This window comes from Candidatus Endomicrobium procryptotermitis (assembly GCA_031279415.1).
Classification (GTDB): domain Bacteria; phylum Elusimicrobiota; class Endomicrobiia; order Endomicrobiales; family Endomicrobiaceae; genus Endomicrobium_B; species Endomicrobium_B procryptotermitis.
Window position 1 is genome coordinate 32,858 of the sequence record JAITIP010000020.1, and the last position, 13,761, is coordinate 46,618.

The 13,761-nt window shown below is 38.0% G+C and carries 9 protein-coding genes; all 9 read left to right on the forward strand.

The features are described 5' to 3' along the window. Positions 1–194 precede the first annotated feature (194 nt). The gene (locus LBD46_04415; GenBank protein ID MDR2426405.1) at positions 195–3,794 is read left to right on the forward strand and encodes a T9SS type A sorting domain-containing protein; all 3,600 of its coding nucleotides are present in this window, start codon (positions 195–197) and stop codon (positions 3,792–3,794) included. A 37-nt stretch (positions 3,795–3,831) separates the two neighbouring features. Further along, the gene (locus tag LBD46_04420; protein MDR2426406.1) at positions 3,832–6,612 is read left to right on the forward strand and encodes an autotransporter domain-containing protein; all 2,781 of its coding nucleotides are present in this window, start codon (positions 3,832–3,834) and stop codon (positions 6,610–6,612) included. Between the two features lie 49 nt (positions 6,613–6,661). Next, a complete protein-coding gene (locus tag LBD46_04425) occupies positions 6,662–7,642 on the forward strand; it encodes an autotransporter outer membrane beta-barrel domain-containing protein (protein ID MDR2426407.1) in 981 nt (326 codons plus the stop codon). Positions 7,643–7,677: 35 nt separating this feature from the next. Beyond that, entirely contained in the window at positions 7,678–8,391 is a 714-nt protein-coding gene (locus LBD46_04430) for a cytochrome c biogenesis protein CcdA (GenBank protein ID MDR2426408.1), read from the forward strand. A gap of 259 nt (positions 8,392–8,650) precedes the next feature. Next, positions 8,651–8,866, forward strand: coding sequence for a twin-arginine translocase TatA/TatE family subunit (locus tag LBD46_04435; protein ID MDR2426409.1), 216 nt, complete (start codon positions 8,651–8,653; stop codon positions 8,864–8,866). 2 nt (positions 8,867–8,868) lie between these two features. Further along, a complete protein-coding gene (gene tatC, locus LBD46_04440; protein MDR2426410.1) occupies positions 8,869–9,609 on the forward strand; it encodes a twin-arginine translocase subunit TatC in 741 nt (246 codons plus the stop codon). Further along, entirely contained in the window at positions 9,593–10,600 is a 1,008-nt protein-coding gene (locus LBD46_04445) for a DUF362 domain-containing protein (GenBank protein MDR2426411.1), read from the forward strand. Before tatC ends, LBD46_04445 begins: the two co-directional genes overlap by 17 nt. 2 nt (positions 10,601–10,602) lie before the next feature. Then, the gene (locus tag LBD46_04450) at positions 10,603–12,114 is read left to right on the forward strand and encodes a 4Fe-4S binding protein (GenBank protein ID MDR2426412.1); all 1,512 of its coding nucleotides are present in this window, start codon (positions 10,603–10,605) and stop codon (positions 12,112–12,114) included. Positions 12,115–12,368: 254 nt separating this feature from the next. After that, a complete protein-coding gene (gene gdhA / locus LBD46_04455) occupies positions 12,369–13,706 on the forward strand; it encodes an NADP-specific glutamate dehydrogenase (GenBank protein MDR2426413.1) in 1,338 nt (445 codons plus the stop codon). The last annotated feature ends 55 nt before the right edge of the window (positions 13,707–13,761 follow it).

The following is a 13,761-nucleotide window of genomic DNA, read 5'->3' on the forward strand; positions in this document are numbered from 1 at the left end:
GCAGCAGGCAGTGTCGTTATTTCTTTTTTTGCTGATAGAAAAAGGTTTTTAATTCTTCTGCTGCATTGGCAACTTGAATCTACCTATTTGTTTTTTTTATAGTTTATGGCAGAAATTTAATGTATAATAATAATGTCAAGATAATCGGAGTTATGGCTGTTTATATATTAATTTATAGAAAAAACGGGTGTAAAATGACATTAAAAAATACAAAAAAAAGCCTAATTGCATTTGCGGCATTATTGTTTTTTGTTTTAGCGGGTTTTGCGGCTCCCTCGCCGGGCGGCAAAGGCCGCATAGGTTCATACAATTCGACAATGCAGCATTCAAGAGTAACCTCAAACGTAAGTTTCCCGTATCCGACAAACAGATGGTTTAGTTCGATTTTTACCAAGCATGGTGATATACATCATTCCTCCTTTAGAATGTCGCCGTCTCCGTGGATAATAAACACAAATACTGGGACAACTCAGCAGGGGGGGGCATATTCAAGCATAGGGTATCTTTTAGGATATCCGGAAATAACCTTTTCTGCGGACAGTGTACATAATGCGGTCAGTCTAGAGCATCCAGTGAAGCAATTTGCAGCCGTAATATCAGGGAATATATCCCCTGCCGAAGTGCTTTTAGACAGCTATTCGGATTGGTCGGCAACTTTTATAAGCAGGAATCAAAGTGATAATACAAAATGGATAAAAACTACCATCGGTAAAGGCTTTATTTTTACTTATAATGAATATTCCGATACGGTAAATCCTTCTATACATACTTGCCTAAACACCCCAAACCCCGAACCTTTCGTCGTATATGATTCATCGGGCAATCCTCTTTCCGGAGTATATCAAGGCGATCGTATTCTTATAAGAGGTTATGATGGAGGCACATCCGGCCGCTATGTTTATTATGCCATTTACGCTCCTGAAAATACGACATTTAATATTATCTCTGTACCTCCCGTAAATACAAGAATAGAAATCTCTTTTACTTCAGCCGATAGATATCTTTCCATAGCATTGATAACCGCAGGAGACGACAGTTCTGCTGCAAAAGATGATGCCATAGAAATTTTCAATGAATATTATAAGTACGCATATAATTTTATTACCGATACTAAAATGTCGTATGTTTTTGACAAACAAAATTCAAAGGTTAAAACTACTTTTAACTTTACTACGACGCCAAAGAGAACCGGTGCAAGTTTTCTGCCCGGCACGGTTTTTGCACTTTTTCCACATCAATGGAAAAACTCTTCCATGGCTTTAAGACCTGAAAAATATAATTTCCGTACACTTAGAGGTACGCTGAAAGTCGGGACGGGTTTTTCATTTACTACGGAAAATAAATTTTTCGGCATCATGCCCAATCTTACGTATGAAGTGCCCGAAACTTCAAGAAACACAATGCAAAACTATATAAATACCGACAAAAATTTTTCCGCGCAGGGTTCGGCTGCAGACACGTATTACAGCGGCAAAGCTTTGGCAAAAGCGGCAAATCTCATACCGATTTTTCATCAGTTCGGGGATATTTCAAGCAGAAATCAGATGATTGAAAAATTAAAAGCCCAACTGGAGCTATGGTATAAAAACGGTTCGGGCTCAAAATATTTTGCTTATGATTCAAACTGGGGCGGCATTATCGGCATACCTCATGCTTTCGGTTCAGAAAACTATAATGACCATCATTTTCATAATGGATACTTTATATATGCGTCTGCGATTCTTGCACTGTTTGACCCGCAGTTTGCCGACAGCAGCGAATATAAAGGAATTGTAGATTTGCTTGTAAGAGACAGTTACAGCCATATTCGCAATGATACGGATTTCCCATATTTAAGGTGTTTTGACATCTATGAAGGACATTCATGGGCAAACGGCGCGGGCGGCTCCAACGACAAAGGTATTGACCAAGAATCGTCATCAGAAGCCATGAACGCTTGGTCAGGAATATATTTATGGGGTCTTGCGTCAAACAATCAGGATTTAATGGATCTTGGCGCATACGGATACACTACGGAATATGAGGCGACAAAAGAATATTATTTAGACACTTCCGGCGAAATTTATGGCGGCACGCCTTATGCGCATAAAAGTATAGGAATACTTTGGGATAACGCAGCTGAGTATGTAGTTCATTGGAATGCCGGCGGAGAGCCACAGCAGATTATGGGTATTCAGGTGCTTCCTTTAACTCCTGCAATGCTTTACCATGGATATGATACATCTTATGCTCAAAGTTTCTATAGTGAAATGTACGCTAATAGGACTGGTCAATTGAACAGATGGAGAGACATATGGCTTAGATATAAAGCTCTCTTTGACGCCGCAGGCGCATTGACCGATTTTATCGCAGGCGGTTTTTCAGCTGATGATGATGGCACTTCTCTGACTTTTTCTTATCATTTCATAAATTTTTTCAAGGAATATGGTACGGTTGACACAAGTATAGCTGCGGATGGTGAGTCTTTTTGTGTTATGAATAAAGGCGGCACAAAAAGCTATATAGCGTTTAACGCTTCCACAGACTCTTATAAAACCGTTACTTTCAAACCCGTAGGAGGAAGCATGCAAGTTCCCCCTATGACAACGGCCGTAACAAAAGATTTTGTAAATTTTAAATACGATTCTTTAAGAACATTGTGTGCCGACGGAAACAATTACGCTCTATTTATGAACAAATATTCGGATTTAATAACAGTATCAACTGTTTCTGTTCCTTTGATAGATTCAACGTATTATAAGACTCTGCCTTTTGCTTTTACTGTTGAAAATTTGGAAAAGGATGTAACGGGCTATGTCTGGCTTTCAAGCATTACCATTCCCTCGGGATTTACAGCCGATCAAATAAAAATTGCTGTTTACAATTCTGTAAATGAGTTTCCTGAGAAAACATATCCGCCGCAAGATATTATTTTTAAATCCGAAAGCGGCTCTTCCGCGACCGTTTTAATACAATCTACGTTTACGAGAACAGCAACGTACGTTCTAGTTATTCCCACGGGTTTACAGCCGCCCAACTTGAAAATAATAAGCGGTACTTTGACAAATGCCAAAGACACATCCAATGTTTATGCGTCAATAGATCTTTACGATTCACTTAGCAAATCTACCATTACTGTATTGTCGTCTGACGGTTCGTATGAAATAGAAGTTATCGAAGGCAGGAGTTATATTATTACTCCTTTTGCGGACGCATTCAAGTTTGAACCTGAAAATTATTCATTTACGACATACAATACGGATATAACTAAACACTTTAGCGCTTTTCAAGAATATATGCTCAGCGGGATAATCTCTTTTAATGCGAAAGGACTGGGAAATTTAAAAATAAATATTTATGAAAATGAGGGGAGTACCGCTACGATAACAACTGCAATCGATGGCAGCTATCGCGGCGAAATATATTATGGGAAAACTTATACGATAACTCCGCAATCCTCGGAATACGATTTTTTTCCGCCCTTTCAAATTCTTAATACCGTAGGGCAATCGGATTTGAATATGAATTTTTATGCCCAAATAGCGGCCGATAGATTTATCGTTTATCCCAACCCTTATAAACCGTCAAAGCACGGAAATATTGGGATAATGTTTTCAGGTTTAAAAAGCGGGGCCGAAATCAAGATTTATAACATTGCCGGCGAACTTGTTTTTGAAGATAAAACTGCTATTGATGGTCCGTATGCATGGTATGGCGAAAATAATTCAGGTTATCAAGCTGCTTCTGGAATTTATATTTATTACATAAAATCCGGTGGAAAAGTACAAAAAGGCAAAGTGGTCATAGAAAGATAACTCGCAGAGGTATGCGCACATTTTTCAGGAGAAGCTGATGCGGAAAATTTTGAAATTTTTAGTTTTTTTATATATTTGTTTTTTATTGACGGATGCTCAGGCTGACGTTTATGTTTCGAGCGCCGCCGGATTATCAAAGGCAATATCCGATAACGAAAGCGGCATTTTGGTTCAAAATGGAGGATTTTCTCTGGGAAGCGCTATAAACATTGCAAACTATCCCGCACAATTACATATACGCGCCGATTCAACTGCGGCAAATTTTTTTGGCAGCTCTTACGGACAGATATTTGTCATCAACGCTTCCAGTATAACTTTTCAAGATATAAATTTTAAAAATATGCAGGGAAATATTTTTATTGAATCAAAAAATTCATCCTTAAATTTTAATAATACCATATTTGAAAATAATGATTCTGGTTTTGCGCATTCGGCTTTCATGTTTGACAAAAATTCTAAAGTCAATTTTAATGAAAAAACGGAATTTGCCGATAATAAAGGCAGAGATGGCGGCGGTTTTCATACCGCATACGCGGATATGACGTTTAACGGCAAAACTGCATTTATAAATAATAAAGCCGAAAGCGGCGGCGGTTTTTTTTCAATGGGAATATATGACGATGGCAGTTGGAACCGTTCAGCGATTAATTTTAATGAAGAAGTAATTTTTGCCTCAAATACAGCTTCTTTATCGGGCGGGGGTTTTTTTGTTTCTGCAAGCGGCATTAATTTTAAAGAAAGTATCTTCAAATACAATAAAGCGAAAACTGACGGCGGAGCCGGTATTGTTTCCGGCGCAAGCGTAAATTTCGGCGGGGTTGCCTTATTTGAAAAAAATAAATCAGACAGAAATGGCGGTGCTTTATATATTACGATGAATTATGTAGATACCGTTGATTTTCAGTCCACTTCGGAGTTTAAGGAAAATAACTCGGGAGGCAGCGGCGGAGCGATATATATGTACGATTCAGTAGTAAATCTGAAAAATGCAAATTTTACAGGCAATAAAGCGGGAGAAAACGGTGGTGCGGTTTTTCTGCGCGGTGATGCGGAATATGAAAGTTACGCGCAGTTGAATATTAATACGGTTAATAATAGCGCGTCAGACAATAAAACCATTTTTCAGGGCAATATGGCAGCAAGTGAGTCAAACGCCTTATATCTTGCCGAGTATTCAAGAGTAACTTTTATGACGAATACAGGCGCTTCCGTTGAGATATATGATGGCATTAACTCCGATACGAATACGGCTTTTATGGTTATAAAAGGAGCGGGCAATTTTAATCTTTATGCGGACGCTTCTCTTTATAATCTTGAATTAAACACGGGCAATTTTAATCTTGGGCCATCAAGCAGGGTTGAAGTTATAAATTTGGATGTGGATAAAGATTCAGTTTTAAATATGCGTAGTTTGTCGGCTTCAAACCTGTTAAACGTCAAAAATTTTAATTTTGACGGTACTTTAAAAGTTGATGGGAACAAAATAGTTGCAGTGACGACCAAATTGGGAGCAAATAGCAGGCTTGATATACAAACGGATGCGGCTGTAAATGCTTCGAAAAATTACAGAAAAAGGTATTACAAAATTCTCAATTATGAAACATTAAACGGTTCTTTCGGATATATAACGCTTAATAATGGTTTATCTTTGTCAGCGCTGAGTGTTGACAGTTCTATATTGAATATTGACAATTGGCTTGTTGTGTCTTTGAAGGGAAACGACACTTCGACAAAATTTTCTGAAATTTCCGGACTTTCATATAATCAGATGCAGGTCGCAAAAACTTTTGACAGTATTTCTTCCCGGACGATAAGCTTTGACCTTGACGAACAAATCTCAGCTATTGAAGTTCTTGACAATGATGATCTTAAAAAGTCGGCTTTTCTTGACGCTTCGGGATATTTTCTTGCCAATATCATAAGAAGCGCGGCTTTTGAAAGCGGTAAACAGGATATTTATAACAGAATAAGATATCAAGATATCAATACTCGTAACGTAAACGGAATATGGGTGCAGGCAACAGTTCAAAATAGCGAAATTGATGAAGATGAAAATTCGGCTGACAAATATAAAGATTACGAAACAGGCGCTCTTTCCGGATGGGACATAATGTTCGATGATTATGGTTTTCTTTTAGGCGTATATGGAAAATACGCAAAACATCATATACAGCAGGATTTAAAAAATGAAGCGGTGCTTGAAGGTTTTGGTGCAGGCATTTATATGGGAATTCTTAAAGATGATTGGGAAATAAAATCTTTTCTATCAGCCGGTAGGAATAATTTTGTTGCTGAAAGATACATAAATTATGCCTCTCGTACGGCTGAATCAGATTTTTCTGCAATGACCGTTTCGGCTGATTTTGAAGGCGCTATAAGAAGTTATGTTACAGAAGCTGTGTTATTAAGACCTTTTACTGGAATCGAATTTAAAAATGTTGCTTATGATTCTTTTAACGAAAAAAACGCCGGCGGCTTGTCTTTAAACGTCAACAATGGGAACTATTCCAGAAGCACTGCGCGCATAGGGTTGAGCGTAGGAAGCGATGAAGACGTCTCATTTGAGTGGTATGCTGCAGTTGAAGGAAAATATCTTTTAACCGATGAAACTTCAGAAATAATTTCTTCTTTTGCGGCTGCGCCGGACAAATTTACAAGTAAAGGTGCCAAAGAGGGAAGCACAATAATAAGTTTCGGCGCAGGCAGCTCTTACAGAATTCTGCACAGTTTTAAAATTTTTGCCAATATGAGTTATCAGTATTCTGATGGTTATCACAATATCTATACATCCGCAGGCATAAGAGCGATGATTGACTGAGTAAATAAAAGGGGTTAATATTTTTTTATATTTGAAGCTCGGAGGGGTTATGCAGTTAAAAAAATTATTACTTATTTTAATGTTTTTATTTTTATCTACATCGGCGGCATTTGCGCAGTCTTACGGTTTTGCCGCCAATATCATAAATGCCGTAGGCAGTCGAAGCGACAGAACAAAAATATATGATAAACTTGCGATAGTTACTCATGGCAATCAAAAGTATATCAATGATATATGGCTTCAAACAAAATATGAAAATTTCAATCTTGTAAACGATGAAAACTCAAAAGGTAGTTTTAATGATGATGTCGGCGGTCTAAGTTTTGGTTGTGAAAAGGAAATCTTTAAGAATATTTTACTTGGCTTTTTCGGCAAATATGATAGTCATTCGATATCACAGGAAAATAGCAGGGCTAGTGTTAACTCTTATGGCATAGGCGCATATGGGAGCTATTTGTACGGTGATTTTGATTTTAGAGGGATGCTCAGTTTTTCTGGTTTACAGTATGTCACTTCGCGAAATATAGCAAATAATGATAAAGCGAGAGCCGATTTTAACGGCTATGGAATCGCCGCTGATATTGAAGCTGTTATGTGGTTTGAAATGACTTCGGAAATTAATCTGAGACCTTTTTTTGGTATAAATATATCTCACAGTGGATATGGCAGTTCAAATGAAATCGGAGCAGGCAGCATGAACCTCAATACTGAAGGTGGAAATTTTTTAAGAAGTGCTATGCGCATAGGTGCTGGTTTGAATGGGAAATATGAGAAGTTCGGCTGGTATAGCGGGCTTGAAATGGAATATATAATTTCGGGACAATATACAGAAATAGAAAGTAGACTCAGCGGCACAAATGTTAAAATTAAATCTAAAGGCGGGAAAAATGCTGCCGCTTTGGCAGGCATAAACGCCGGCTGTGATTATGATATAACAAAGCAGATAAAAACTTATGTAAATTTAGGTTATAAAGTTAACTATTCCGTAAGCGATTTCGGTGCAAATACGGGAATTATTTTTATTTTTTGATTCGTTTTAAATATTAAAAATTTTGGTGGAAAAATATGGAAGGACTTGGGAAGTTTCCTGTTTTGACAAGTTTTGCGGCGGGCATATTAACTTTTGTCAGTCCTTGTATTTTACCCTTGATTCCCGCTTTTGTCTCATTCATAACTGGTACGTCCATAGAAGATTTACGTGGATATAAGACTTCTCTCGGCAGCACGTTTTTAAAATCTTTAATTTTTATTTTAGGGTTTAGCACGGTTTTTATAATTTTCGGTATGTCGGCGAGCTGGTTGGGCGGGCTGCTGATTGAATACAGGGATTGGCTGCGTTATGGCGGCGGTGCTGTAGTAATAATTCTGGGCGTCCATATGACCAGCCTTGTCAGGATAAAATTTTTATACAGGCAGGTTTCCGTTTTCGGAAAAATTAAATCTAGCGTAACATGGATAGGCACATTTTTTGTGGGTTCTGCTTTTGTTTTAGGCTGGACTCCTTGTGTTGGACCTGTGCTTGCTTCAATATTGATTTTGGCTTCAACTCAAGAGAACGCTAAAAGCGGTTTTTGGCTTTTGTCGGTCTATTCGCTCGGACTTGCCGTTCCTTTTATGCTTACTTCGCTTTTTATTAACCGCTTTTTAAAATTTTTTAACTTTATAAAAAATTATTACAAAATTATTGAAATTATCTCTGGGATTCTTTTAGTTGCCGTAGGAATACTTATCATTACAGATGGCATGATGAGAATAACAGAATTCCTTTTAAAAATATAGGGCAGAGTGGTGAGAAGATTGGAAATTTAGCGATGACAATTTCCTTGTTTATCATTGTGTGTGTAAGTCGCACCATCTTTACATGAACTCGAAAAGTCGGTTCTCAAATCCCGTCGCGTAATGTCTTAATACGGGGTTGTCAAACTTCTAAGTTTGTGTAGTTTAGTAACTGCATCGGATTTTGTCGGTTCATCGTCAGTATTGCCATAAAAATGAAGAAGCAATCAATAATAAAATAACAGCCGTAACGGAGGCTCAAATGTTCGGGATAGGATGGCAGGAAGTATTGGTGATTCTTATTTTGGCATTGCTTTTATTCGGGGCAAAAAGGCTGCCTGGAATAGCAAAATCGCTTGGAAGTTCCATTCAGGAATTTAAAAAAGGAATGGATGCCAATAATAAAGCCGAAAACGATGAAAAAAGTGAAACAAATAAAATTGAAGATAAAAAAGATGAAATAAAACCACAAAAATGAGAATGAGTGTAACCGACCATCTTGAAGAGCTAAGATGGCGCATAATCCGCTGTGTAATATATATTGCCGCTGCTTCCGCTGTTTCGCTGTTTTTTACTGAAAAGATTCTTTATATTATAAAACTTCCTTCACAAAATATAATAGAAAATTTTTTAATACTCAAACCGGCGCAATCCATAGCTATTTATATCAAAATCGCTTTTTTTTCTGGATTAGCCGCGGCGGCTCTGCCGATTTGGTATGAACTGTTCGCTTTTATAAAGCCTGCTGCTTTAAAAGAGCAAAATATATCCGCAATAAAATGGATGTTTTCGGCGTTTGTTTTATTTGTATCTGGGATGTTGTTTACATATTTTGTGATTTTACCTAAAGCTATCGGTTTTCTTATGGGGTTGTCGCAAAATCTTACGGGAACGCCGAACCAGATAACTTTAACTTCATATGTTTCTTTTGTAGCTGCTTTGATTTTTTGTGGCGGAACGATATTTCAGATTCCTCTTATGGTTTATATTCTTACAAAACTCGATTTGATTACTCCAAAACTTTTGGCGGGAAAAAGAAAAGAAGCATATTTTGTTTTGTGCATAATAGCTGCAGTAATTACGCCGACCACTGACGTTTTCAGTATGGCTTTGTTTATTTGCCCGATGATAATTTTGTACGAATTTGGAGTCATTCTTTCAAAAACGGTCTATAAAAAAAGGATTGTTCCGGGAGGAGAAGTTTATGAACAAAAAGATTGAAAAAGCCGTTTCAAAAGCGAAAAAAATACTGTCGACTGAACTTACAAGAAAAACATTTCTTAAAACTTTGGTTGCCGGCGGCGCATTTTTGGCGTTTTCGTCAAACACGGCAAAAAAAGTTTTTGCCCAAAATGGCAAAACCATTGATCCCAGAAAAAAAAGAGAAACTCCCATTATGGATTATGAACTTACTGCGGTTACGGGCGGCGACATAGAAAAAATAACCCGACAAAGCGTAGATTTGCTCGGCGGAATGGGCAAATTCGTAAAAAATGGGGATACAGTTGTCGTAAAACCAAACATGGGCTGGAACAGAACGCCGGAATATGCCGCAAACACAAATCCAGCTGTTGTTGCCGCTGTAGTCAAAATGTGTTTTGAAAGCGGCGCAAAAACGGTGAAAGTTTTTGACAATACGTGTAATGAAAAAAAACTTTGTTATCAGAATTCCGGTATTATGGAAGCGGCAAAAGCTGCTGGCGCCACCGTGTTTTATATGGATGATTGGAAGTATATGCCGGCAAGATTTATGAGAGTGGACGCTCTTATGCAGGGTTGGCCGCTTTTTAGGGATGCGATAGAATGCAACGCTTTTATTAACGTGCCTATAGCAAAAACACACGGTCACGGAACGCTGACTTTATCGATAAAAAATCTCATGGGCATATGCGGTGGCAACAGAGGCCAGATGCACTGGGAAATGGACAAAAAACTTCCCGAAGTTTACGATTTCGTAAAACCAGATTTAAATATTATAGACGCTTACAGAATACTTACCGCAAATGGTCCACGCGGTGGAAATCTTAAAGATGTTGCGATGAAAAATACGATTATCGCTTCTTCAGACCCAGTTTTGGCCGACAGTTATGTTTCGGAAACTTTTTTTAACATCAAAGGTTCAACCATTGCACATATAAAACGTTCTCAGGAATACGGTTTAGGAAAATTTTATTCTTCAGCAAATACAAAGATTAAAATAGAAAAAATATAGTCATGAAAAAATTAAAAGCCACGCGCGTAATATCGCAGATATTTTTCTTTTTGCTTGTTGCAGCGGCATTTACGGTTTTGACTTTTCCGATTAAATTTATCGATACAAAAGAATTTTTTTTAACTTCGCCCTCCCTTCTTATTTTTTCCGAAATTTCTGCAGTTTACCTGACAAAAGGCATGGCTGTTCTTTTGATTTTTATTATTATTGCATTTCTTTTTGGAAGAGTTTTTTGCGGCTGGATTTGTCCGTTCGGCGCGGTTATGGATTTTTTTGTTTTTCTTTTAAAACCGTTAAGAAAATATAAAGAGTCCAAACCGGACAAAAAGCTTATGATAAAGTATTACGCACTTGCAGTATTTGCTGTTCTTGCTGTTTTGGGTTATCAGTTTGTATGGATTTTTGAGCCTATAACGGTTTTTTCAAGATTTTTTCATCTCAGCCTTTTTCCTTTTTTTAATGCCGTTACAGATAAATTTTTTCAATACATAATAATGAATCATGATTTCGGCGAAAATATATATTATGCAATAAGCAATAACATTTTTTCTGCAAGAAGCATATCGTTTAAATATTCGTTTGCATTTTTTGTTCTTTTTATGATTCCTCTGCTGGCGGCAGCATTTCGTAGACGTTTTTGGTGTAGATATATTTGTCCTTTGGGCGCCTCTTTGGGAATTTTATCAGTAAATCCAAAATTTGCTTTAAGAAAAAAAGCCTGTAGTTCAGATTGCGGCAGATGCGAACAAATATGTCGTTCAAACGCCATAAAGCATGACGGATCGTATATATCAAGCGAATGCGTAATGTGCATGGACTGCACAATATTAAAATGTTATAAGCCTATTGAAAACAAAAAACCCTGTCAAAAAGAGATTGTCCAAAATTCTGGACTTTGTCAGCGGCAAAACAAAGGCATTTCCAGAAAACAGTTTTTTTTATGGATCAGCGGCGCCGTTGCCGCGATATATGTTTTAGTAAGAAAAGCTTATGCTGCTTCGCACTTTTCAAAAAACTCTGTTATTCGTCCGCCAGGAGCGATGAAAGAAAAAGAATTCAAGGCAGCATGTGTTCGTTGCGGAAACTGCATGAAAGCGTGCATAACAAACGGATTACAGCCTGTAATGTTTGAAAGCGGATTTGATGGAATTTGGACTCCGAAAATTGATAATATAACAGGCTACTGCGAATATAATTGTAATGCCTGTGGACAGGTATGTCCAACGCAGGCTATAAAAGCGCTCACTCCGGAAGAAAAGCTGAAACAAAAGCTCGGTAAAGCGGATATAGTAAAAAATGTCTGCGTGCCATGGAAAGACGGAATAGAGTGCCTTGTATGTGAAGAACATTGTCCTGTTGCGGAAAAAGCCATAAAATTCGTAAAAGAAATTATAAACGGGAAAGAAACAGACGTTCCTATTGTCGATGCGGATTTATGTATAGGCTGCGGAGTCTGTGAAAACAAATGCCCGGTAGAAGGCAGAAAACGCGGAATAACCGTCAATCCGATATAAAAGCAGCATAGGCAATACGGTAAAACGCAAAGCTGAAAAGTCAGCAACCGCAAAAGATGCTTTTAAACTCTGAAAAAATAATTTTTGGAATTTTGGCAGTTATGACAAGGTACTATTTTTGTCTTTTAGGCTGGATTTTTTATTGACAAACCGGCAATATTTTTAATAAAATTGTAAAAATCGCTACACAAAATTAGTGTTTTTTTAAACCGCCCTAAAATGGGCGGTTACTTTTCTGTGCAAGGAGAAAACTAATGAGTAATGCGTATGTAAATGCCGTGCTGGAAACCGTTAAAAGAAGGTATCCGGCGGAAGCCGAGTTTCATCAGGCGGTAACAGAAGTTTTAGAATCTTTGGTTCCTGTTATTGAAAAAAACAAAGATTTGCAGGAAGCGGGAATTCTGGAAAGAATAGTCGAGCCGGAAAGACAAATTATTTTCAGAGTACCTTGGGTAGACGATAAAGGCAAGGTACAGATTAACAGAGGCATGAGAATCGAATATAATTCGGCTCTCGGACCTTACAAAGGTGGACTCAGATTTCACCCTTCAGTAAACACCGGCATCATTAAGTTCCTCGGTTTTGAACAAATCTTCAAAAATTCTCTTACTGGACTTATGATGGGCGGAGGAAAAGGCGGCGCTGATTTTGATCCTAAAGGCAAGTCTGACAACGAAGTTATGCGTTTCTGTCAGAGTTTTATGACAGAACTCCAAAGGCATATCGATGCGGACACCGATGTTCCGGCAGGAGATATCGGAGTTGGCGGAAGAGAAATTGGTTATTTATTTGGCCAGTACAGAAGAATCAGAAATGTATGGCATGGCGTATTGACGGGCAAAGGACTTGATTATGGCGGAAGCCTTGTGAGAACCGAAGCGACCGGATACGGCTGTGTATATTTCTGCGAAGAAATGCTTAAAGATAAAAAGACAAATTTTGAAGGTAGAACTGTAGTAATTTCAGGCTCGGGAAACGTTGCCATATATGCCGCCGAAAAAGTTCAGCAGCTCGGAGGGAAAGTCGTAGCTCTTTCGGATTCTAACGGATACATATATGATGCAAACGGAATAAAACTTGACATAGTTAAGAGACTTAAAGAAGTCAAAAGAGAAAGAATCTGCGAATATATAAAGGAAGTCAAAACTGCTAAATATACGGAAGGCAAAGGAATTTGGACTATTCCCTGCGATGTCGCTCTTCCGTGCGCTACTCAAAATGAGCTTGATGGAAATGACGCAAAAACATTGGTTAAAAATGGAGTTATCGCTGCAGCCGAAGGCGCAAACATGCCTTCAACCCCACAAGCAGTAAAAGTTTTCCTTGAAGCTAAAGTCGCTTTCGGTCCCGGAAAAGCTGCAAATGCCGGCGGAGTAGCTGTGTCAGGCTTGGAAATGGCACAGAATTCACAAAGACTTGCGTGGAGCTTTGAAGAAGTTGACAAGAAACTTTACAGTATCATGATAGATATTCATAATAACGCAAAAGCGGCCGCTGAAGAGTATGGAACTCCAGGCAATTTGGTAAACGGTGCCAATATTGCGGGATTTATAAAAGTTGCAAGAGTAATGCAGTCCAACGGCGTAATTTAACAAATTTACATAAACTTGTCGTATATAAAAAGAGGGCGGTAAATACAAATACCGT